Source organism: Agromyces marinus, assembly GCF_021442325.1.
Classification (GTDB): domain Bacteria; phylum Actinomycetota; class Actinomycetes; order Actinomycetales; family Microbacteriaceae; genus Agromyces; species Agromyces marinus.
Map to the genome: position 1 here is coordinate 2,069,189 of NZ_CP087879.1, position 22,079 is coordinate 2,091,267.

The window sequence follows — 22,079 nt, forward strand, 5'->3', positions numbered from 1 at the left end:
CCGAGACAGCGTAGCCGCCGAGCCGTGGCATACGGTGTGAACGTGGACCGCATGCAGACCCGGACCCAGGCCCCCTGGCAGCGCACCGCCGCCGGTGCCGGGCTGCTCGCCGTCGACGGCAGCGTCGCGCCGACCGTGTTCGCCGAGATGAGCGCGCTCGCGCTCGCGACCGGCGCGATCAACCTCGGGCAGGGCTTCCCCGACGAGGACGGCCCGCGCGAGGTGCTCGACGCGGCGCGCGACGCGATCGCCTCGGGCGTCAACCAGTACCCGCCGGGGCCGGGGCTCCCGGTCCTCCGCGATGCGATCGCCCGGCACCAGCAGCGCTGGTACGGGCTCGAGCTCGACCCGGCGCGCGAGGTCCTCGTGACCGCGGGGGCGACCGAGGCGCTCGCGGCGACGCTCCTGGCGTTCGTCGACGTCGGCGACGAGGTCGTCACCTTCGAGCCGTCGTACGACGCGTACGGCGCCGTGATCGCGCGAGCCGGCGGCATCCACCGCACCGTGCCGTTGCGCTTCCCCGACTGGCGCCCCGGCGCCGACGAGCTGCGCGCCGCGGTCACCGACCGCACGCGCGTCATCCTCGTCAACTCGCCGCACAACCCGACCGGCGCCATCCTCGACGACGCGACGCTCGACCTCATCGTCGAACTCGCGCACCGCCACGATGCGCTGATCGTCACCGACGAGGTCTACGAGCACCTCGTCTTCGACGGCGCGCACACGCCGATCGCGACCCGCCCGGGCGCCTGGGAGCGCACGATCTCGATCTCCTCCGGCGGCAAGACGTTCAACACGACCGGCTGGAAGATCGGCTGGCTCACCGGCCCAGCCGACCTCGTCACCGCGGTGCTGGCCGTCAAGCAGTACCTGACGTTCGTCAACGGCGCGCCGTTCCAGCCGGCGATCGCGGCCGGACTCGACCTCCCGGACGGCTTCTTCGCCGGGGCGGCGGCCGAACTGGCCGCCCGCCGCGACCTGCTCGTCGGGGGCCTGCGCCGGGCCGGGTTCGACCCGTCGGTCCCGGCCTCGGGGTACTTCGTCGTGGCGGATGCCGCTCCGCTCGGCGTCGACGACGGAGCGGCGCTCTGCCGCGAACTGCCGCACCGGGCCGGGGTCGTCGGCGTGCCCGTGACGGCCTTCGTCCACCCGTCGCGGCGGGACGGCGTGCGGAGCCTCGTCAGGTTCGCCTTCTGCAAGCGCAGGGACGTGCTCGAGACCGCGGTCGAACGCCTGTCCGGACTCGGCGACGTCGACCGGGCGGCGGCGCCTACTCCCCCGGCTCCCTGACGGTCACCGCGAACCGCCGCAGTTCCAGCGCCGGGTTGCGTCGGCGCACCTCGGCGATCCGGTCGCGGGAGAGCCACGCGACCGCGACATCCGTCTGCTCGCCGATGGTGGCCGCCTCGACGCCCATCGGGTCGACGATCATGCTGTTGCCCGCGCCGACCGGCGGCGCATGGTCGGCGGCGAGCACGTAGGCGGTGTTCTCGATCGCACGCGCCGTCGTGAGCGTGCGCCAGTGCGCCTCCTTGAGCGGGCCGCGCACCCACTCGGCCGGCATGCAGATCGCGTCGGCGCCCGCGTCGACGATCCGCCGCGTGACCTCGGGGAAGCGGGCGTCGTAGCAGGTCTGCAGGCCGAAGCGGATGCCGCCGACGGCGAACGTCTCGGGGTCGGCGATCTCGCCCGGGGCGACCCAGTCGCTCTCGCGCTGCCCGAACGCGTCGTAGAGGTGGAGCTTGCGGTACCGCGCGACGACCCCCTCGCCGGGTGCGATCGCCACGACGGTGTTCGCGACGCGGCGGGCCTCACCCGCCGGACGCTCGATCATGCCGGCGACCAGGTGCACGCCGAGTCGGTCGGCGAGCGCGCCCAGCGCGGCCGTGAAGGGGCCGACGACCGGCTGCGCGGCCTCGGCCCAGGCCGGGCCCGGCTCGGGTGTGAAGAAGCTCGAGTACTCGGGGAAGACGACCAGCCGCGCTCCTCGTGCCGCTGCGACGCCCGCGAGGCGTCCGATCTCGGCGAGGTTGGCGTCGGTGTCGTCGCCGGGCGCGAACTGCGCGACCGCGGCACCGAGGGGTGCGGCATCCGTCTGCATGCAGCCAGCCTAGGCGCGGCGCCCCGCCCGGCGTCAGCTGAGGACGATGAGGCCGAGCACGGTGCTCACCGCTGAGAGTCCCGCCAGCACGATGGCGGGAACCGCCGACTCGCCGCGGCGGACGTGCACGACGGCCGCCGCGATCATGACGACGGTGAGGGCGGCCGCCGCGATCGGGCTGAGGATCGGTGCGATCCCGGTCGCCAGCGGCAGGATGAGCCCGAACGCCCCGACGACCTCGGCGGCGCCGATCAGCTTCACGCTCGGCGACGAGAAGTCCTCCGTCCAGGCCATTCCAGCACCGGCGAGCGCCTCCTTCGGGCGGATCGCCTTCATTGCGCCGGCGGCGAGGAAGGCGAGTGCGAGCAGCGCGTTGAGGATCCAGAGGGCGATCAGCATGGGTACTCCTGAGGGGGGTCTGTTACGTTCGGTAAGCAACCCCATGATGGGTGCTCGACGAGGCGCGTGCAAAAGGCACACGCAGGTAAGCAGGTGACATCCGATGTCGACACGAACCGACCCCGACGCCGAACCCCTCACGTCCTACGAGGGTTCGTGCCAGGCGTCGACCGGCGGGACCGGTGGGCGAGCGATCCGCGAGGTCCTCGACCGCGTGGGCGACAAGTGGTCGCTGCTCGTCGTCGCGACGCTGCGCCACCGTCGTCTCAGGTTCACCGAGCTCCAGCGCCACATCCCCGGCATCTCGCAGCGGATGCTGACGCTCACGCTCCGACAGCTCGAGCGCGACGGGCTGATCACCCGCACGGTGCACGCCGAGGTGCCCCCGCGCGTCGAGTACGAACTCACGCGCCTCGGCACCGGCCTCATCGAGATCGCGACCGCGCTCGGGGAATGGGCGATCGAGAACCACCCGCGCATCGAGGCCGCCCGGGCCGAATACGACGCGCGCTGAGGCTTCGTCCCCCTCGGACCGGGGCCTGCCGGCTCGACGGTGCATCTGGGAAGGTGGGGCCATGGACACCATCGAGGTCAAGGGCGCCAACGGCGAACGACTCCTGTACGACGGCGCCACGGTCGCCAAGTTCCGGCACAACGGCCTCGACGAGGCGGCGCGGAACCCGGTGTCGACGTATCGCGAGATCCGCGTCACCCACAAGCCGGCCAAGCGCGGTCGCCCGGGCCGCTACGAGGTGCTGCTCGCCATGGCCTCCTTCATGTCCCTGACCGTCGAGGAGACCGAGAAGCCGCAACTGGACGCCCTCGCCGCGGCACTCGAACGCTCGAAGGTCTGAGCGCGGATCCCGGGCCGGAGCCGACCGACTGCTCGCGGACTCGCCTGCGGGCATCGGACCAGCGGGGAGCCCCGTTCTGGGGGCCATCGGTGCCTTGTCGGCAGTGCAACGGCGGCGTACGGTGCTGCGCGAAGGCACGTCAACGCGGACGCGGCCGCATCGCGCGGCCGTCAAGAGAATCGGGGAAACCGTCATGAACCGTCCGGCGTCACTGAAGATCCTCGCCATGATCGCCACGGCGGGGGCGCTGGCCCTCGTCGGCAGCCCCGCACTCGCGGCACCCGGGGGCGGTTCGTACACCTGCGCCGGCGGCGACATCCCCTCCGGCCACTACTCGTCGGTCACGGTCACGGGAGACTGCGGAATCGAGGTGGGTGCGACCATCGACATCGCCCGCAACCTCGAGGTGGCCGACGGCGCCGCGCTGCGCGGGGACCTCGTCGCTTCGACGATCACGATCGGTCGGAACGTCACGGCAGGCGAGGGCTCGTATCTCGCGCTCGGATGCCAGCCGAGCTCGCTCGTCGGGAACACCGGCCACGCGTGTTGGGGCATGGCGACCTCGCCCGAGGAGGAGCCGCAGGACGTCTCCGAGGTCCGAATCGGCGGCAACGTGAGCGCGACCGGGGCCGAGTCCGTCGCACTGAACGGCGTGGAGGTCGCCCGCAACGTGACCCTGCGGGGAGGCGGCGGCGCGTTCACCTACTGGCCCATCAAGAACAACTCGATCGGCGGCAACGTCACGATCGACGGCGTGACCGCGGAGTGGATCGGGGTCATGTTCAACGTCGTCGACGGCAATGTCACCCTCACCGACATCACGAGCGTCGACTCGCACCCCTTCGCCGACCCCGTGGTCTACATCGTGAAGAACCAGATCGGCCGAAACCTCACGTGTTCGAACCTCGTGCACGGCGTCTCCGGAGGCTTCGATCCGACGGGAGTGAACGTCGTCGGCCGCAACGCGAACGGTCAGTGCGCCGGTCTCGTGTGATCGGTTCCGGCCTCTCAGCCGCGAACCCGCAGCTCGTGCAGCGGGCATGCGAAAGGCCCCGGTCCGAATGGACCGGGGCCTTCCTCTTGTTGCGGGGGCAGGATTTGAACCTACGACCTCTGGGTTATGAGCCCAGCGAGCTACCGAACTGCTCCACCCCGCGGCACAAGAGGAAACACTAGCACGGGAATCAGGCGCGGTCGAATCGGGGCCGGATCCCGGGCGAGTCGCGGGTCTCGCCGCCCGGGGAGCGCTCGCTGCGATCGAGGGGGAACAGCGGAGCGCGCCTTCCGACCCGCATCGGGTCGGAAGGCGCGCTCTGCGAAACGGCCTGCGCCGGCGTCACTCGCCCGAGGGCGCCTCCTCGGCGGTCGACCCCTCGTCGGCGAGGACGATGAGCTCGGAGATGATCTCGGCGAGCTCGGCGTCGGCCTGACCGTACGCGGCCCAGTCGCCGTCCTGCAGGGCCTGCTGCTTGTCGTCCATGGCCTGGCGGGCACGGTTCAGCAGCGACTGCAGCTCGGTGTCCTCGGTGGTGGGCGTGTCGCCGCCCTCGCCGTCGGGCGCGGGCTCGCCGTCGGGTGCGGGTTCGCCGTCGGGCGTCGTGGGCTCGACCTCGACGTCGCCGGCCGCCGCACCGGAGTCGCCGCCGAAGAGCACGTTGAGCGCTTCGTCGAGCGTGTCCTGGAAGGCGATCTCGTCACCGAACGCGACGAGCACCTTCTGCAGCAGCGGGTAGCTGGTCTCACCGGTCGATCGCACGTAGACGGGCTGCACGTAGAGCAGGCCGCCGCCGACGGGGAGCGTGAGCAGGTTGCCGTTGATCACGTCGGACTGGCCCTGCTTGAGCAGGTTCAGCGACTGCGACACCGTGGGGTCGGAGTTGAACGTGTTCTGCACCTGGCCGGGGCCGGGCACGTTGTCGTCCTCGGGCAGCGAAAGCAGCCTCAGCTTGCCGTAGCCATCGGACCGCTCGCCGTCTTCGGAGCCCGCATCGGAATCGACCGCGAGGTACCCGCGCAGCACGTTCCGGCTCGCGGAGCCGCGCGCCTCGGGGATGAACGTCGAGTAGATCGAGTAGGTCGGCTGCTCCTGGCCGGGCATCTGCATGGTCAGGTAGTACGGCGGCTGCAGGAAGGACGTCGCCGTGCCCTGGGTCGGGTCGAGCGGTGTCGTCCAGGCGTCCTCTCGCGAGTAGAACGTGACCGGGTCGGTGACGTGGTACCGGCCGAGCACGGCGCGCTGCATCTTGAACAGGTCCGACGGGTAGCGCACGTGGCTCATGAGCTCGCCCGACATCTCGCTCATCGGCTCGATCGCCTCGGGGAAGACCTTGGACCAGGTCTTCAGGATCGGGTCCTCCGTGTCCCATGCGTAGAGGGTGACGCTTCCGTCGTAGGCGTCGACCGTCGCCTTGACCGAGTTGCGGATGTAGTTGACCTCGTCGAACGCGAGGGGCGCCTGCACGGACTCGCTGTCCGAGATCGCCTCCGAGTAGCTGACCTTGTTCGAGTACGGGTACTGGTCGGACAGCGTGTACCCGTCGACGATCCAGACCAGACGCTCGTCGACGACCGACGGGTACGTGTCGGTGTCGAGCGTCAGGAACGGGGCGACCTTCTGCACCCGCTCGATGGGGCTGCGGTCGTAGAGGATCTGCGACTGCTCGTTCACCTGGTCGGAGAGGAAGATCTGCTCGGACTGGAACTTCAGCGCGTACACGAGCTTGGTGAACAGGTTGTCGAGCACGGGCCCGCCGTCGCCGTCGAACGTGGTCTGCTGCGGCTCGCCCTCACCGCCGGCTGGGAAGTCCAGCTCGATGGGGTCCGTGCCCTCGGGGGCGCCCACGATCGAGTAGTCGGGCGAGTTCTCGCCGAAGTAGACCCGCGGTTCGAACTCCGGCAGGGTGCCCGTCGACGGGATGCCCGACTGCAGGAACACCGGCTGCCCGTCGCTGGAGCGCTGGTTGCCGGCGGCGGCGACCAGGCCGTAGCCGTGCGTGTAGACCAGGTGCGAGTTGAACCAGGTCTGGGCGTCGTTCAGCCCCTCGAGGTTCAGGTCGCGCACCGCGACGACCGTGTCCTGCGACTCGCCGTCGATCTCGTAGCGGTCGACGTCGAGCATCTCGGGGAACTGGTAGTACTGGCGGAACTGCTCGAGCTGGCGGAACGCGGGGCTGATGACCGCGGGGTCCATGAGGCGGATGCTCGCGGTGGTGCCGGCGTCGGCGCGGAGCGCGCCCGGCTCGGCATCCGTCTTCGCCTCGTACTGGATCTCCTCGATGTCGGCGACGCCGAACGCGTCGCGCGTGAGGTCGATGTTGCGGGCGATGTACGGCGCCTCGAGCGCGCGCGCGCTCGGGTCGACCTGGAAGCGCTGGACCACCCACGGGTAGAGCGAGCCGATGAGCAGGCTCGAGACGATGAGCAGCACGGTTCCGATGAGCGGGAGGCGCCAACGGCCGAGGATCGCGGTGACCAGGAAGAGGATCGCGACGACCGCGGCGATGACCGCGAGGATCTGTCGCCCGGGGATGGTCGCGTAGACGTCGGTGTAGGAGGCGCCCGTCATGAGCGAGCCGGTCTCGGTGACGGTGGCGTACTGGTCGAGCCAGATGCTCACGGCCTGCAGCAGCAGGTAGAGGCCGGCGGTGATCGCGATCTGGATGCGCGCGGCCTTGGAGATGACGACCTCGCGGCCGCTGACGCGGATCGCGCCGTAGAGGTAGTTCGTGGCGATGACCAGCAGTGCGGAGAGCAGCACGACGGCCGAGGCGAAGGCCACGATCGAGCGGTAGAACGGCAGTTCGAAGACGTAGAAGCCGATGTCGAGGCCGAACTGGGGGTCGGTCGAGCCGAACGGCTCGCGGTTGAACCACACGAGCACCGAGTCCCACCGGCTTGCGGTGGAGACGCCCGCGAAGATGCCGAGCACGGCCGGGATGCCGTACATCGCGAGTCGGCGCAGCGGCTCGAAGATCTCCTGATAACGATCGAGTTGCGAATTGAGCTTCGCGTACACCGGACGGGTCCGATAGGCGATCTGGATCGATGCCCAGACCGGAATCGCCATCGCCAGGAAGCCGATCACGAACAGGGTCAGTCGGGCGACCCACTGCGTCGCGAACACCTCGAGGAATCCGATCTGGTCGTACCAGAGGATGTCGGCGTAGATGCCCGCGAACACGAAGAAGGCGATGACCAGAGCACCGACGATCCCGATCGTGATCGCGATCGGCGCGCGGCGTCGCTGCGTCGTCGGTTCCTGCGGCTGGGCTGTGGACACTCTCGGCCTCATTCGGGGTCGGGACGGGTTCGAACTTCCATCCTACGGTCGCCGGAGAGCGTGATGCCCGGGAGCCTCGCAGGTGGCCCCCTGTGCGGGGCGGATGCCGCTCAGCCGGCCTCGCACCGCGGCAGGGCCGACGTGTCGCCGCCCTCGCCCACGGTCTCGACGACCTCGCGCGCCTGCTCGAGCGTGTCGACGGCGAACACCTCGAGTCCGTCGGGCACGTTGCCGACGACCTCGTCGCAGTTGCTCTCGGGTGCGAGGAACCATTCGGCGCCCGCGTCGAGGGCGCCCCACAGCTTCTGGCGGATGCCGCCGATGCCGCCGACGTTCCCGTCGGGGTCGATGGTGCCGGTGCCGGCGACGTTCTCGCCGCCGGTCATCGCACCCGGCGTGAGCTTGTCGACGATGCCCAGGGCGAACATCATTCCGGCGCTCGGCCCGCCGACGTCGTCGAGCTGGATGACGACCTCGATCGGGAACTCGTACCGCATGCGGACGCCGATTCCGAGCACCGCCTGGTCGCCGACGGCCTCGGGCGTGGCCTCGACGGCGAGCTCCTCCTCGTCGCGGACGACGCCGATCATCGCGGGCGTCTCGGTGCCGTGCTCGGCGAGCGCGGCGCGCAGTTCGTCGACCGAGTGCACCTCGACGCCGTCGACCGAGCGGATGACGTCGCCCTCCTCGAGCGCGCCGTCCGCCGGCGCCCCCGGCGCGATGCCCTGGACGACGACGTCGCGGGGGAAGTCGTAGCCGAGCTCGACGAGTGCGGCGGCGATCGCGTCCTGCTGGGAGTCGACCATCTGCGCCTCGTTCGCGGCGTCGCGGTCCTCGGTGCTGATCCCCGGCGGGTAGAGGACCTCCACGGGGACCACGGCCCGCTGCGGGTCGAACCATGCGGACGCGACATCCAGCCAGCCGGGCGTCTGCCCCGGCCTGCCGATGCCGAGGACGGTCAGGAGGTCGAGTGAGCCTTCGGTGGGGTAGGTCTGCTCGTCGGGGATCTCGATGAGCGGGATCTCCTCGCCATCGACCTCGGTCGTGCCGAGCGTGTCGTAGACGGGTCCCGGCCTCTGGATGACGTACGGCGTGGGCAGCAGCGCGAGGCCGAGCCCGATGACGGCGGCGACGGCGACGGCGCCCCAGCCGAGGCGCTCGCGTCGCGTGCGCCGCCGGGGAGGAGCGGATGCCGCGGCCGGCGCGGGGGCCTCGTCGTGGCTGCCGAAGAGCGTCATCCGCTGCGGTTCCTTCCCGAGCGCCCGCGGAGGCGGCCCGTCGGATCGGGCCGGCGCTGTTCGCGACGGGCGGACACCCGATCGGTCAGCCTAGGCCATTTCCCGGGAAGGTTGCAGAACCGCGGCGGTAGCGTGGGATCCGCGAGCGAGGAGGTGGCCCGGGTGGCCGAACGCGACGAGGACCGCAACCCCGAAGACGAGTTCCGCGACATGCTGCGCGACCTGTTGTCCGGATCGGGCGGCATCGATCCGTCCAAGCTCGCGGATGCCGCGGGGCTGCCGAACGACCCCGCGAGCCTCGCGGCGATCTTCGGGCAGCTGCAGCAGGCGATGCAGCGCTCCGAAGGCGAGGGCATCGACTGGTCCCTCGCGCTGCGCCAGGCCGAGCAGCGCGCGGCGGCGGGGCAGCTGCAGGTCGAGTCGGCCGACGCCGAGCGCCTCGAGCGCACGCTCGACCTCGCCCGGCTCTGGCTCGACGAGGCGGCCGACCTGTCCGGGCTGCCCGGCACGCCCGAGCTGCTCACGCGCCGGTCGTGGGCGGCCGCGAGCATGCCGATCTGGATCCAGCTCGCCGAACCGGTCGCCACCAGCATCGCCGACGCCCTCACGCGGGTCATGAGCGAGCAGGCTCCGGAGGAGATGCGCGAGATGGTGCAGGGCGCGAGCCGCATGATGCGCGGCATCGGCGGGGCCATGTTCGCGATGCAGCTCGGGCAGGTCGTGGGCCAGCTCTCGACCGAGGTCGTCTCGGGCGGCGACGTCGGGTTCCCGGTGCTCGAGGACGGCCGGGCGGCGCTGGTGCCGCAGAACGTGGCGGAGTTCGGCCGCGACCTCGACATCCCCACCGACCAGGTCGAGCTGTACCTCGCGGTGCGCGAGATCGCGCATGCGCGCCTCTTCCGGCACGCGCGCTGGCTCCGCCTGCACCTGATCACGGCCATCACGGCGTTCGCGAAGGGCATCGACATCGACCTCGAGCGCCTCGAGCGCCTCGCCGAGGGCTTCGACCCGTCGAACACCGACGAGCTGCGCGACGCGGTCGCGAACGGCGCGCTGATCCGGCCGAAGAGCCCCGACCAGGAGGCCGCGCTCGGTCGCCTCGAGACGATGCTCGCCCTCGTCGAGGGCTGGGTCGACGTCGTGACGGCGGATGCCACGAGCCGCCTGCCGAAGGCCGACGCGGTCGCCGAGATGATCCGTCGCCGCCGCGCGACGGGCGGGCCGGCCGAGTCGGCGCTCGCGACGCTCGTCGGCCTCGAGCTGCGTCCGCGCCGCCTGCGGGAGGCGGCGGCGATGTGGCGCGCGGTGACCGACGCCGTGGGCGTCGCCCGCCGCGATGCCCTGTGGGCGCACCCCGACCTGCTGCCGGTCTCGGCCGACCTCGACGACCCGTCGGCCCTCGCGGCGCGGCTCGCCGCGGGCGGCGAGGCGTCGGGCGAGGTCGACGTCGAGTTCGACGAGGCCCTCGAGGCGTTGCTTCGCGGCGACCTCCCCCCTGCGTCCGACGGCGAAGCGGATGCCGGCGCGGCACCGGATGCCGACGGCGACGCGCCCGACGGCCACGCGCCCGACGGCGATGACCGGCCGGGCGGCGAACCCGGCGACGACCCCCGGCAGGGCTGACCGGCTCGGAAGGCCCGCCCCGGCCCCGCCAGCTCGCCCGTCTGCGCGCCTGTGGACGGCGCCGACGGCGGCGGCATCCGCTCGGGCATGCTTGGCGCCCATGAGCCCTCGCCTGGATCCCGCGCTCCCGATCGTCTGGCGCTCGCCCGACGCGCTGCAGCTCGGCGGCACGCGCCCCGTCGCCGTCCTCGACGACCCGGGTCCGCTCGAGACCGCGCTGCTCGAGGTCCTGCGCGCGGGCGCATCGCGCACGACGCTGCACACGATCGGACGGGCGTTCGGCGGCGACCCGGAGCGGATCGACCACCTGATCGACCGACTCTCCCCCGCGTTCGTGCACGCCGACGACCCGGATCGCGACGCCGTGGCGCCGGATGCCGGGCGAGGCGGCGTCGTGGCCCTCGCCGGGCCGGCCGAGATCGTCGACGACCTCGGCACCGCGCTGCTGCGCCTCGGCCACCGGCCGCGCGCCGAGGCCGACGCCGACCCCGCGACGACGGACGCCGCCGTGCTCGTCGGCGCACGTGTCATCCCGCCGGCCCTGCACCTGCCGTGGCTCTCGGCCGACGTGGCGCACCTGCCGATCGTGTTCGACGAGCGCGGCGTCGAGATCGGCCCGTTCGTGCGGCCCGGTCGCGGGCCGTGCCTGCGATGCGTGCACCTGACCCGGCGCGATGCGGATGCCGCGTGGCCGGCCGTCGCCGCGCAGCTCGCGATCGCGCCGGCGCCGCACGTGCCCGCGCGGGCGCGTCACGACGCGGTCGCGCTCGCGGCATCCGCTCTCGACGACCTGCTGCGCACGGGGCGCACGCGCCTGGACGGCTCGGTGCTGCTGGTCAGCGGCCCGCGCGGCCGGCTCGGCCCGCTCGGGCCGCGGCCGGTCGCGGTGCCGGTGCATCCGGAGTGCGGATGTCGAGCTCTCGGAGGAACCGCGACGGCTCCCGCTCGTTCCGGTGCCCGGCGGAGCGCGCCCAGCTCAGGCTCAGCCGTCGCCGTGCCCGCGTGATGCCGACGTAGAGCAGGCGCCGTTCCTCGTCGATCGCCTCGGGGCCATCCGCGTACGCGATCGGCAGCATGCCCTCGACGAGTCCCGGGAGGTGCACCTCCTCCCATTCGAGGCCCTTCGCCGAGTGCAGGGTCGCGATCGTCACCGCCTGGACGGGGGGCTCGTGGTGCGACTCGGCGCGCGAGCGCAGGTCGTCGGCGAACACGCGGAACGTGGTGCCCGGCGGCTGGTCGTCGACGAGGCGGGCGATCGCGTTGAGCGACTCCCACCGATCGCGCACGGCCCCCGGACCCGCGGGCGGCTCGAGGCTCCAGCCGAGCGAACGGAGCACGTCGCTGACCGACTTCACGAGCGGTTCGTCGGTGATCGCGAGCGCGGCCGCGCGGATCGCGTGCACCGCCTCGCGGACCTCCGGGCGGTCGAAGAACCGCCGGGCGCCGCGCACGCGGGCCGGCACCCCGGCCTCGCCGAGGGCCTGCTCGTACACGGCCGACTGCGAGTTCACCCGCAGCAGCACGGCGATCGACTCGGCGGGCGCACCGGCGTCGATGCGGTTGCGGATGCGCGTCGCGACGTCGCGGGCCTCGGCGAGCTCGTCGGGGTAGACGCGCACGTCGGGTGCCGGCGCGGCGCGCGTGCCGTCGCCGTCCGGTGCCGCCGCCGTCAGTCGCAGCGCTCCGGCGCGCCCGCGCATGAGCCGGTTCGCGACGTCGACGATCTCGGGGCTCGACCGGTAGTTGCGCTCGAGCCGCACGACGGTGGCGTCCGGGTGCGCCCGCTCGAACCCGAGCAGGTACCCCGCGCTCGCCCCGGCGAACGAGTAGATGGTCTGACTGGCGTCGCCGACCACGCAGACGTCGTGCCGACCGCCGAGCCACAGCTCGAGCAGGTGCTGCTGCGCCGGCGAGACGTCCTGGTACTCGTCGACGACGAAGTGCCGGTAGGCCTCGCGCACCTGCATCGCGACCGCGGGTTCGGCCTCGATCATGCCCGCGGTGGCGAGCAGGACGTCCTCGAAGTCCATCGCACGACGCTCGTCCTTGAGCGCTTCGTACGCCTCGACGAGGTCGAGCGTCTGCTGCACCGAGAGCGCGCCGGGCGCGCCGCGCGAGGCGAGACGCACGCGGAGGTCGTCGAGGCCGACGAGGCTCACCTTGCGCCACTCGATCGCCGCTGCGACGTCGCGCAGGGTCGGCGTGTCGATCTTCACGCCCGCGCGTTCGGCCGCGAGCCCGAGCAGTCGACCCTTGAAATCGAGCACTCGCGGGGCCGGCCCGCCGGCGACGATGGGCCAGAAGTGGTTCAGCTGCGCGAGCGCCGCGGAGTGGAAGGTCCGTGCCGCGACCGCGCCGGCGCCGAGCACGCGCAGGCGCGCGCGCAGCTCGGCCGCGGCGCGCGCCGTGAACGTGAGCGCCATGACGCGGGCCGGGTCGTAGGAACCGGATGCCACGCCGAACGCGATGCGGTGCGTGATCGCGCGGGTCTTGCCCGTGCCTGCGCCCGCGAGCACGCACACGGGCCCGTTCAGCGCCTCGGCCGCGACTCGCTGTTCGTCGTCGAGGGCGGCGAGCAGCGGGTCGGCGACCCGGTCGTCGGTCACGACGTCGACCACGGCAGCGAGGACTCGAGCGGCGCGCCGTACCAGCGCTCGAGCATCCACCGCGCGATCGAGGTCGGGCCGGGAAGCGCGACGCTCCCCGATGCCTCGGCGATGCCGTCACGGTCGAACCAGCGCAGTTCGAGGATCTCCTCGCCGTCGGGCACCGCGGCCGTCGCGGCGCCGGGCGCGACCCGCGCCGCGAACGCGCACATCAGGCTCGCGGGGAACGGCCAGGGCTGCGACCCGAGGTACTCGACGCGATCGACCGCGAGGCCCGCCTCCTCGGCGATCTCGCGCACGACGGCGGCCTCGAGCGACTCCCCCGGCTCGACGAACCCGGCGAGCACCGAGAACCGGTTCTGCTCCCACATCGCGTTCGAGCCGAGCAGCACCCGGTCGTCGTCGTCGGTCACGAGCACGATCACGGCCGGGTCGGTGCGCGGGAACAGCAGGCGGTCCTCGGCGGGGCACCGCCGCACCCACCCGGACTGGACGACCTCGGTCGAGCCGCCGCACGCCGGGCAGAACCGGTTCACCGCGTGCCAGTTCGCGAGTGCGACCGCCTCGACCGCGAGCCCCGCATCGCGGTCGCCGAACGCGGCGGCCACGGATCGGAGCCCGGCCCAGCGCGTGCCGGGTGCGATCGCGGCCGATGCGTCGGCGTCGTACACCCACGCTTCGATCGGCGCGCCCGGCCCCGAGGCTCCCGGGTCGGTCAGCGTCCGCCCGAGGAAGCAGCGCAGGCCCGGTGCGGGCAGGGTCGACGGATGCCGCAGCTCGAGTCCGTCGACGCCCTCGCGCACCAGCACGCGGCCGTCGTGGAGGGCGAGGACGAGCGCCTCGGGGTCGGCATCGAACGCGGCCTCGCGGCCCGGTGCGGTGCGTGCCGACGCGTCGCGGTCGAGGTGCTCGCGGGCGAGCGGCGGGGCCGGGGCCGGGGTCGGCTGCGCCGCCGGCGCCGTGCCCTCCCGCGTCGCACCCGCCGGGGTGGGCACGTCGGGTTCGAGCACGGTGCACCTCTCGTCGGGCCGGAAGCGTCGGGAACGCGTGGCGGTCGTCGGGTCCGCCGAACGCCTGCGTAGGCTGTCCCCCATGGCCAGACCCCCACTCACTCTAGCCGCGTTGGCCACGGCCGCGGTGGCCGGACTCGAGGTGCGGGCGGCTCGCGCCCACAGCCGCGGAAGCGACGGCTCGTTCGACGCGGTCGAGCTCCACGCGACCGACGGACGGCGGCTGCTGATCCGCGCCCCGCGCTCGCAGACGGCCGAATCCGAGCAGTCCGCAGACCTCGTCGCACTGCGCGCGCTGACCCCCGGCATCCGCTCTCGCCTGCCCTTCGCCGTGCCCCGGTTCGTCGGCCAGGCCCCGATCGGTCCGACGCGGGCCGTCGTCACCGAGTTCATCCCCGGCGCCGCTCGCACCGCCGATGAGCTGACGTCGAACGCGCACCTCGCAGGCGAGGTCGGCCGTGCGATCGCCGCCATCCATTCGCTCCCCGCCGGGTTCATCGGCGACTCGGGCCTTCCGCGGCGCACCGCCGGCGAAGCACGCGAGGCGGCCGTCGCGCTGATCGACCGCGCCGCGGACACGGGACGACTGCCGGCCGCGCTGTTGCGCCGATGGGAGGAGGCCACCGACGACGACACCCTGTGGCGTTTCGCCCCGACGGTCGTCAACGGCGCGCTCGACGCCGCCTCGTTCCTCGTCGACGGCGATGGCGTCTCGGGTGTGCTCGGCTGGTCCGCGCTCGCGTTCGACGACCCCGCTCGCGACCTGCACTGGGTGCTCACCGCGACCGGCGACGCCGCCGAGACGACCCTGACCGCCTACATCGCGGCGCGCTCGGGCGGTGCCGATGCCGAACTCGCCCGCCGCGCGCTGCTGTACGGCGAGCTCGAGCTCGCCCGCTGGCTGCTGCACGGCATCGACACGCACGACGACACGATCATCGACGACGCGGTCGGCCTGCTCGACAGCCTCGTCGCGAGCGTGCACGACCGGTCGTCGGAGTCGCTCACGACCGACACCGGCCCCGCGTTGGCGGTCGCCGACGTCGAACGACTGCTCGACGAGACCCCGCGCGACGGGCTCCCGCGGGAGCAGGCGTCGACGATGCTCACCGACAGCTACGACGTGTCCGAGCTCCGCAGTCACCTCGAAGGCGGCGACGGCGACGACCCCGCCGGCGGGCGGCGCGACGGGCGCCGCGACGTCGGCCCGGATGACGCGCACGATCCGTCGCAGACCGCGCCGATGCCGCTCGACCTCAGCGACTGGGGCGACGCCGCGCCGCCGTCGGGGGCCTCCGAGACGACGGCGCCCGCCGCGGGCGACGCGCGAGGCTAGCGCTGCCGCCGCACGACCCGCCTCGGCTCGCCGAGCCGCCGCGCCGGCCCGCCACGGCCCGGGGTGGTCGCCGACCGCCTCAGCTCGCCGCGATCGCCGACCGCACCTCGCGCGGAACGGGTGCGCCCTCACCCGTGTCGGTCTCGTGCGTCTCGTTCCGGCCCGCTCCGGTGCGCCCGCGCACGCCCGCCCAGGCGCGCCGCAGTTCGGCCTCGTCGTACAGCGCGTCGGGCCGCAGCACGACGTCGTCCTCGACGTAGTAGAACACCGCATCGATCACCTCGGGGTCGAGTCCGGACCAGCGCGCGTAGGCGAGCCGGTACAGCGCGAGCTGCGTCTGCCGGAGCTCGAGCTCGCGTGCGTCGCGCGGGGCCGCTCCGGTCTTCCAGTCGACGACCTGGGCCCGGATGCCGCGACGACCGTCGGGACTCCCCGGGTCGACGTCGTACACCGCGTCGAGCTTGCTGACGAACACCTGGCCGTCGAGCGGGAGGTGCAGTTCGAGCTCGACCGCGGTCGGGCGGCGATCGCCCCACTCCGAGGCCGCGAAGGTCTCGCGCAGGCGCCGCAGGCGCGCCTCGACGGGATCGGCCAGCACCTCGTCGGCCCCCGCACCGTCGACGTCGACATCGAATGCGTCGAGGTCGAGCGGAGTGTCGGCGCCCGCCGGACCGGCAGGACGCGCCGTCGAGCCGCCCGAACGCGCTTCGACCCACGCGTGGAACAGGGTGCCGATCCGGGTCGCTCGGTAGGGCCGTTGCGGCATCGGTCGCGCCAGGTCTGCCGCGACGGCCTCGGGGTCGTCGACGTAGTCCTTGAACCGGGATGCCGGGATGCGCGTCGGCACGCCGGCTCCGCCGCGCGAACGCCCGCGGCGTCGGCGCTCCTCGAGGAGCATCCGCAGTTCGTCGGCGAGGGTCGGACCGATGCCGAACCCGGTCGGCAGGCTCGCCGCCTCGCGGACGGCGTCCGCCGCGCGGACGACCGCCGGCCTGCGCGCGCCCAGCGGGTCGAGCGGCCAGCTCACCCGGGCCGCGGCCGACGATCGCGGGTTCTCGGGTTCGGCGGGCCCGGCCGGTAGCGCGGCTGCGTCGACGATTCCGGCGACCGCGAGCTCGCGCAGGAACGGGCTCGGCGATCTCGGCGACCGCTGCGTGGCCCACCAGGATCCGGTGAGCAGCAGTTCGCGGCGCGCCCGGGTGATCCCGACGTACGCGAGTCTGCGTTCCTCGTCGGCGTGCCGTTCCCGGTTCTCCTCGGCGTAGGCCTTCACGGCCTCGTCGAACTCGGCCTGGCTCTGCACGCCGCGCCACATGAGCTGCGGGATCTCGTCGCGGTCGCCGCGGAACTCGCCCGGGAGCGACCCGAACGAGAGCCAGCCGCGGTTGCTCCGCGGCTTCGAGGGCAGCTCGTCGTCGACCATCCGCGGGATGGCCACCACATCCCATTCGAGCCCCTTCGACCCGTGGATCGAGAGCACCTGGACGGCTCCCGGCTCGGGGTCGTCCTGTCGGGGGCTCAACCGGTCGCGCTGCTCGGCTTCGAGCAGCCACCCGAGGAAGGCCCCGAGGGTCGGAAGCTCGGCGGAGTCCGCGAAGCCCGAGACGAGGTCGTCGAACGCTTCGAGGCTGGCCGCACCGAGCGGCTGACCGGGGTTCGCGGCGACCTCGATGTCGAGCAGCAGCTCGTGCTCGACGAGGGTCACGAAGTCCACCAGTCCGAGCCCGGCACGACGGCGCAGGGACTGCAGCTGCGCCCCGGCCCGACGCATGCGGGCGAGGCCCTCGGCGCTCAGGGCTGCGAGGGCGCGATGGTCGTCGGGTGCGGTGAGGACGAAGTCGAGCGCGTCGACGATCGACGGCGACTCGTCGGGCGCGATCGACCCGCGGATGCCACGGCGAACCTCGTCGGCGAGGCGCCGGGTCGCGAGGTCGCGCTCGGCGAGCCATCGCGCGACCGAGCCGAGCGCGGCCAGGTCCGCCGGCCCGATCCGCCACCTGGCACCGCCGAGCAGCCGCAGGAGCTCGGACCCCGCGGTCGGGTCGTGCACCACGCGCAGCGCGCACACGAGGTCGGCGACGACGGGCTGGTCGAGGAGCCCGGCGACCCCGAGCACGTGGACCGGGACGCCGCGGTCGCGCAGCGCGGTCGCGAACAGGTCGACGTGCGCGAAGGTCCGGCACAGCAGTGCGCCGGTGCGCTGCGCGCCGCGCATCCGCTCGGCGAGCCAGTCGGCGACCGCGGCCGCCTCCTCGTCGATGGTCTCGGACCAGCGGATCTCGAGCGCGCCGGCCTCGGCGAACGGCGAGGGCCGCAGCGGCGCCTTCGGGATGCCGCCGTCGAGCGGCGCGATGAGCGTGTTCGCCGCGTCGAGCACGATGGTGGGGTTGCGCCAGCTCGTGGAGAGGTCGTAGGCGGCCGCGTCGCCCGCCGAGGAGAAGTCGCCGTCGAACCGGGCGAGGTTCGCGGCGCTGGCGCCCCGCCACCCGTAGATGGACTGGTCGGGGTCGCCGACCGCCATGACCGGGTGGTCGCGGAAGAGCGTGGCGAGCAGTCTCGTCTGCACCACGCTGGTGTCCTGGTACTCGTCGAGGAGCACCGTCGCGTAGCGCTCGCGGTGCTCCGCCGCGACCTCCGGGTGCGCGGTGCAGATCTGCAGCGCGAGGGCCACCTGGTCGGAGAACTCCACGACGCCGCGGCGCTGCTTCTCGGCCGCGTACGCGTCGGCGAGTTCGAGCAGGGGCGGCAGCGCCTCGACGACGCCGAGCGCCGAGGTGAACGAGTCGAACGGGGTGCGCTTGCGCGGCGCCTCGATGGGCAGGTCGTGCATGGCGAGGAAGTCCCGCGCGAACGCGCGCACGTCGCGGCTGTCGGTCACGTTCTCGGCGAGCGCGCGGCTGAGCGAGAGCACTGCGCCCGTCACCCGGTCGAGCGATGCATCGAGCTCGACGAGCCTCGGGTCGGCCGCGTCCGAGACGATGCTCCGCGCGAGCTGCCACGCCGCGGCCTCGCCGAGGATCGTCGCGTCGGGTTCCCGGCCGATGCGCATCGCGTGCTCGCGGTGGATCGCGCCGGCGAACGCGTTGTAGGTGAACACCGCAGCGGATTCGAGCGGATCGAGTCGCACCTCGGCGATGCCCTCGGCGACGAGCTGCGCCACGCGTTCCCGGACCCGCTCGGCGAGTTCGCCCGCCGCCTTCCTGGTGAAGGTGAGTCCGAGCACCTCGGGCACGTCGACCGCGCCGTTCGCGAGCAGCCAGACGACGCGGTTGGCCATCGTCTCGGTCTTGCCGCTGCCCGCGCCCGCCACGACGATGCTCCGCCCGGTGGGGTCGGCCTCGATGACGGCACGCTGTTCCGGGGTGGGCGGGTGCAGGCCGAGTCGTGCGGCGATCTCGTCGGCGCCGATGCGTGCCGGGCTCATGCGGACACCGCCGGGACGAGGTGCACCCGGTACTGCCAGTCGCCGAGCCGCGAGCCGTGCGCGAACTCGACGGGCGAGTCGAACCGCGCCCCGGCCATGACGTGCGCGACCGCGTCGAGTCGTTCGCGGAACGCGGCCTCGGCCTCGTCGTCGAACGGCTGCTGGGCGCGCTCGGTGTAGAGCCTGCCCCCGACCGGGCGCGCGACGTAGACGAGCTTCGCACCGCCGGCCCGCCCACCGCTGGGCAGCACCCCGGCGCGCGCGGCGAGTTGGTAGGCGGCGAGCTGCGGATGCGCGGCGGTCTTCGCCGCCGTGGGCGGGGTCCGGCCGGTCTTGAGGTCGACGATCACGGTCGTGCCGTCGGGCGAGGCCTCGACCCGGTCGATCGTCCCGGTGATGCGCACCCGGCCGCTCACGAGTGTGAACCGCCCCTCGGCACCGAGCACGACCACCCCGTCGTCGGCGGCGTCGGCCAGGTAGTCGGCGGCGCCCTCGGTCATCCGGCGAGCGCCGCGACGCTCGCGTTCGGCGACCCAGCCGGCCTCGAAGCGGAGGTCGCGCCATCGCCGCTCGACGTCGGCCCAGAGCGTCTCGACGTCGACCTCGCCCGGCCGCTTCGCGGCCTCCTCGACGACGGCGTGCACGATCGTGCCGATCGACGCGGCCAGCCCCGACGGCGGCTGTGCGACGTGATCGACGAACCAGCCGAGCGGGCTCTCCTCCACGCGGTCGATCTGCGACGGCGAGACCGGCACGAGCGCCTCGGGGTCGCGTTCGAGGTCGACGAGCGGCGCCGTGGTCGACGGCTCGGCCGTGCCGTACCACTCCTCCGGGTGCGCGCCGGGCACCCCCTGCTCGGCGAGCATCGCGAGGGCCGACGCCGCCTCGCGGTCACCGGCCGCCGCGTCGCGGCGCAGCGCGCCGACCATGCCCCGGAGGTGCAACGGCCGACGCCGCCGTGCCGGCGGCCGGACCGGCGCGAACCCCATGAGGACCGACGGCTGCTCGTCGTCGTTCGAGGTGCACGACAGCACGATCTGCCGGACGGCGCGCGATGCGGCGAGCGCGAACAGCCGCAGTTCGTCGCCGCGTACGGACGCGCGGACGGCCGACGCCGGCTCGGCCTCGGGCTCGGGCATGCCCGCCCGGGCCGCCTCGACGGCCCGCGACAGGGATGCCGCGTGCAGCAGCGTGCCGCGCGGGCGGAGGTTCGGCCACACCCCGTCCTGGAGGCCCGCGATCACGACCACGTCGAACTCGCGGCCGATGAGCGCCGGAGGAGTGGCCAGGACCACGGCGCCGGCGCCGCCCTCGGGGGCGAGCGAGTCCTCGGGGAGCGCGTTCTGCAGCACGTCGCCGACGAACCGCCGGGCGGGTGCCCCGGGTTCGCGCTCGACGAAACGCCGCGCCGCGGCGAACAGGGCGACGACGGCGTCGAGCGACCGGTTGGCCTCGTCGGCGAGCACGCCGCTCCCGTCGGCCTGCCCGGCCCACTCGGATTCGAGCCCGCTGTCGTGCCAGAGCAGCCAGAGGAGCTCTTCGACGGTCGCACCGCGCGCCGCCGCCCGTCGGGCCGAGTCGAGCAACCCGGCGAGGCGATTCGCCCGGCGACCGGCCGGCGCGTCGATCGTCGCGAAGCCGCCCGCGACGGACAGCGCCTCGACCAGCAGTTCGTCGGCGCTGCGGACCCCGCCCGCGGCGAGCTCTTCATGTCTGAGCGCGAGCCTGAGCCTGCGCAGTCCGACGCGATCGAGCCGACCGAGCGGCCCGGTGAGCAGCGTCGTCGCCGCCTCGGCGTCGAGCGGCCAGAGCTCGAGGACGACCGCGGCGGCCGCGAGGAGCGAGGCCGAGCCCGGCGCGTCGCGGAGCGCGACCCGTGCCGAGCCGCCCGAGACCGGGACCTCGGCCGCGGCGAGTGCACGCGCGAACCCCGGCAGCTCGGCACCCGAGCGGGTCACGATCGCCATCGACGACCAGGGCACGCCGTCGAGCAGGTGGCGTTCCCGCAGCAGCCCGGCGATCCAGGCGCCCTCGGCCGCCGGGGACGGCGCCTCGATGCCGAGCACGGGCTCGAGGGGGTCGGCGTCGCGTGCAGGGGCATCGCTCGGCGCGACGAGCCGGGCGGCGCGATGCGCGCCCCCGAGCGCCGTGCCGATGTGCGCCGTGACCGACGAGAGCAGTTCGCGGTGCGCCGGGCGCCCGCGGTGCACGACCGGGAGGTCGACGCGCTCGACCGACACGCCGCCGAGCACCGACCCGAGCGAGCCCAGCAGGTCGGCCCGGCCGCCGCGGAAGCCGTTGCTCGCGACATCCGGATCGCCGAGGGCGACCACGTCGACGCCGCGCGCGGCGAACGCCCCCAGCAGCGCCGCGGTCGCCTCGGTCGCCTCCTGCGCGTCGTCGACGACGAGGAGCCGCAGGTCGCCGAGGGCACCGAGCGCGCGCGCGTCGTCGGGGTCGTGCACGCTCCGGCGCACGATCGCGGCGGCGTACGCGCCGAGCTCGGCTGAGTCGAACTGCGTCGGCCGCAGCTGTTCCTTGACCTCGCGGTACTCCGCGAGGAAGCTCGCAGCGGCGACCCACTCCGCGCGGCCCGCGCGGCGACCGAGCATCGCGAGATCGCCCGGCTCGACGCCCTGCTCGACCGCCCGCATCATGAGGTCGCGCAGCTCGGAGCGGAACCCCCGGAGTCCGCGCACCTCCGGCCCGAGCGCGTCGGGCCACTCCGGGCCGCCGCCGTCGAGCGACTGCGCCTCGAGCAGTTCGCCGATGACCTGGTCGTGCTCGGCGCCCGTGAGCAGGGTGACCGCACGGCCGGTCCTCGCCCGCACGAGGTCGTACGCGACCGCGCTCGCGGTGCGCGCGAGCGCGCCGCGCGTGGTCATCCCGAGGCGCAGCGCGAGCGCGTCGCGCATGACGGTCGCCGTGCGCCGCGTCGCCGAGAGCACGAGGACCTCGGTCGGCGCGATGCCCAGCCCGACGCGGTGCGCGACGACCTCGACCGCGAGCGAGGTCTTGCCCGACCCCGGCCCGCCGAACACGGCCGCGTGCCTCGCCGAGGCGAGCCGCTCGACGAGGCTCGTGTCGGCCGGGGCGAGGGTCGCTCGGGGGTGCATGCCGCCAACGGTATCCGTGTCCGCCGACAGTGAACGCGAGGCGCCCCGAGCGGCGCGGGTCGGTAGGGTGAGGGCAACGACAGAAAGGCGTGC

At 73.5% G+C, this 22,079-nt stretch carries 14 protein-coding genes and 1 tRNA gene; 6 read left to right on the top strand and 9 right to left on the bottom strand.

Translation table 11 applies throughout. From position 1 onward, the window contains the following. The first annotated feature begins 51 nt into the window (after positions 1-51). Entirely contained in the window at positions 52-1,290 is a 1,239-nt protein-coding gene (locus DSM26151_RS09680; RefSeq protein WP_234661861.1) for an aminotransferase class I/II-fold pyridoxal phosphate-dependent enzyme, read from the top strand. Here the strand turns inward: DSM26151_RS09680 and DSM26151_RS09685 are convergent. Together DSM26151_RS09685 and DSM26151_RS09690 are read right to left on the bottom strand one after the other, a co-directional pair. Then, positions 1,271-2,101 carry a carbon-nitrogen hydrolase family protein gene (locus tag DSM26151_RS09685; protein WP_234659353.1) on the bottom strand — a complete coding sequence of 277 codons (831 nt, stop codon included), beginning with the start codon at positions 2,099-2,101 and terminating at the stop codon, positions 1,271-1,273. The genes DSM26151_RS09680 and DSM26151_RS09685 overlap by 20 nt on opposite strands. A 33-nt stretch (positions 2,102-2,134) precedes the next feature. Next, positions 2,135-2,500 carry a DoxX family protein gene (locus DSM26151_RS09690; RefSeq protein ID WP_234659354.1) on the bottom strand — a complete coding sequence of 122 codons (366 nt, stop codon included), beginning with the start codon at positions 2,498-2,500 and terminating at the stop codon, positions 2,135-2,137. Positions 2,501-2,603: 103 nt separating this feature from the next. Here DSM26151_RS09690 and DSM26151_RS09695 point away from each other — a divergent pair, with 103 nt between their 5' ends. From DSM26151_RS09695 to DSM26151_RS09705, 3 genes are all read left to right on the top strand, one after another. Then, entirely contained in the window at positions 2,604-3,014 is a 411-nt protein-coding gene (locus DSM26151_RS09695) for a winged helix-turn-helix transcriptional regulator (RefSeq protein ID WP_234659355.1), read from the top strand. Positions 3,015-3,075: 61 nt separating this feature from the next. Continuing rightward, entirely contained in the window at positions 3,076-3,354 is a 279-nt protein-coding gene (locus tag DSM26151_RS09700; RefSeq protein ID WP_234659356.1) for a hypothetical protein, read from the top strand. Positions 3,355-3,547: 193 nt separating this feature from the next. Next, complete coding sequence (locus DSM26151_RS09705) at positions 3,548-4,348, top strand: hypothetical protein (protein WP_234659357.1); 801 nt, start codon at positions 3,548-3,550, stop codon at positions 4,346-4,348. Between the two features lie 89 nt (positions 4,349-4,437). Here DSM26151_RS09705 and DSM26151_RS09710 read toward each other — a convergent pair. The 3 genes from DSM26151_RS09710 to DSM26151_RS09720 form a co-directional block, all read right to left on the bottom strand. Then, positions 4,438-4,511: transfer RNA gene (locus tag DSM26151_RS09710), tRNA-Met, on the bottom strand. A gap of 179 nt (positions 4,512-4,690) precedes the next feature. Beyond that, the gene (locus DSM26151_RS09715; protein ID WP_407650929.1) at positions 4,691-7,645 is read right to left on the bottom strand and encodes a UPF0182 family membrane protein; all 2,955 of its coding nucleotides are present in this window, start codon (positions 7,643-7,645) and stop codon (positions 4,691-4,693) included. A 98-nt stretch (positions 7,646-7,743) separates the two neighbouring features. Beyond that, on the bottom strand, positions 7,744-8,871 hold the full coding sequence (locus tag DSM26151_RS09720; protein WP_234659359.1) for a YlbL family protein: 1,128 nt from the start codon (positions 8,869-8,871) through the stop codon (positions 7,744-7,746). A 162-nt stretch (positions 8,872-9,033) separates the two neighbouring features. On the opposite strand from DSM26151_RS09720, the gene DSM26151_RS09725 reads away from it, so the two are divergent. Further along, entirely contained in the window at positions 9,034-10,494 is a 1,461-nt protein-coding gene (locus DSM26151_RS09725; protein ID WP_407650930.1) for a zinc-dependent metalloprotease, read from the top strand. A gap of 836 nt (positions 10,495-11,330) precedes the next feature. On the opposite strand, the gene DSM26151_RS09730 is transcribed toward DSM26151_RS09725, so the two are convergent. Continuing rightward, entirely contained in the window at positions 11,331-13,112 is a 1,782-nt protein-coding gene (locus DSM26151_RS09730) for an ATP-dependent helicase (protein WP_234659360.1), read from the bottom strand. Further along, a complete protein-coding gene (nudC, locus tag DSM26151_RS09735) occupies positions 13,097-14,110 on the bottom strand; it encodes an NAD(+) diphosphatase (RefSeq protein ID WP_234659361.1) in 1,014 nt (337 codons plus the stop codon). The genes DSM26151_RS09730 and nudC overlap by 16 nt, the downstream gene beginning before the upstream one ends. Before the next feature lie 82 nt (positions 14,111-14,192). On the opposite strand from nudC, the gene DSM26151_RS09740 reads away from it, so the two are divergent. Then, positions 14,193-15,446, top strand: a complete 1,254-nt coding sequence (locus tag DSM26151_RS09740) for a phosphotransferase (protein WP_234659362.1) — start codon at positions 14,193-14,195, stop codon at positions 15,444-15,446. Positions 15,447-15,525: 79 nt separating this feature from the next. Here the strand turns inward: DSM26151_RS09740 and DSM26151_RS09745 are convergent, their stop codons facing one another. Beyond that, positions 15,526-18,870, bottom strand: a complete 3,345-nt coding sequence (locus DSM26151_RS09745) for an ATP-dependent DNA helicase (protein WP_234659363.1) — start codon at positions 18,868-18,870, stop codon at positions 15,526-15,528. Continuing rightward, a complete protein-coding gene (locus DSM26151_RS09750; protein WP_234659364.1) occupies positions 18,867-21,986 on the bottom strand; it encodes a UrvD/REP family ATP-dependent DNA helicase in 3,120 nt (1,039 codons plus the stop codon). The genes DSM26151_RS09745 and DSM26151_RS09750 overlap by 4 nt, the downstream gene beginning before the upstream one ends. Between the last annotated feature and the right edge of the window lie 93 nt (positions 21,987-22,079).

What these genes read in the sequence shown, in the direction of transcription:
- DSM26151_RS09680 (WP_234661861.1), top strand. Translation starts at nt 52, where the DNA reads ATGCAGACCCGGACCCAGGCCCCCTGGCAGCGCACCGCCGCCGGTGCC.
- DSM26151_RS09685 (WP_234659353.1), bottom strand. Translation starts at nt 2,101, where the DNA reads ATGCAGACGGATGCCGCACCCCTCGGTGCCGCGGTCGCGCAGTTCGCG.
- DSM26151_RS09690 (WP_234659354.1), bottom strand. Translation starts at nt 2,500, where the DNA reads ATGCTGATCGCCCTCTGGATCCTCAACGCGCTGCTCGCACTCGCCTTC.
- DSM26151_RS09695 (WP_234659355.1), top strand. Translation starts at nt 2,604, where the DNA reads ATGTCGACACGAACCGACCCCGACGCCGAACCCCTCACGTCCTACGAG.
- DSM26151_RS09700 (WP_234659356.1), top strand. Translation starts at nt 3,076, where the DNA reads ATGGACACCATCGAGGTCAAGGGCGCCAACGGCGAACGACTCCTGTAC.
- DSM26151_RS09705 (WP_234659357.1), top strand. Translation starts at nt 3,548, where the DNA reads ATGAACCGTCCGGCGTCACTGAAGATCCTCGCCATGATCGCCACGGCG.
- DSM26151_RS09715 (WP_407650929.1), bottom strand. Translation starts at nt 7,645, where the DNA reads ATGAGGCCGAGAGTGTCCACAGCCCAGCCGCAGGAACCGACGACGCAG.
- DSM26151_RS09720 (WP_234659359.1), bottom strand. Translation starts at nt 8,871, where the DNA reads ATGACGCTCTTCGGCAGCCACGACGAGGCCCCCGCGCCGGCCGCGGCA.
- DSM26151_RS09740 (WP_234659362.1), top strand. Translation starts at nt 14,193, where the DNA reads ATGGCCAGACCCCCACTCACTCTAGCCGCGTTGGCCACGGCCGCGGTG.
- DSM26151_RS09745 (WP_234659363.1), bottom strand. Translation starts at nt 18,870, where the DNA reads ATGAGCCCGGCACGCATCGGCGCCGACGAGATCGCCGCACGACTCGGC.
- DSM26151_RS09750 (WP_234659364.1), bottom strand. Translation starts at nt 21,986, where the DNA reads ATGCACCCCCGAGCGACCCTCGCCCCGGCCGACACGAGCCTCGTCGAG.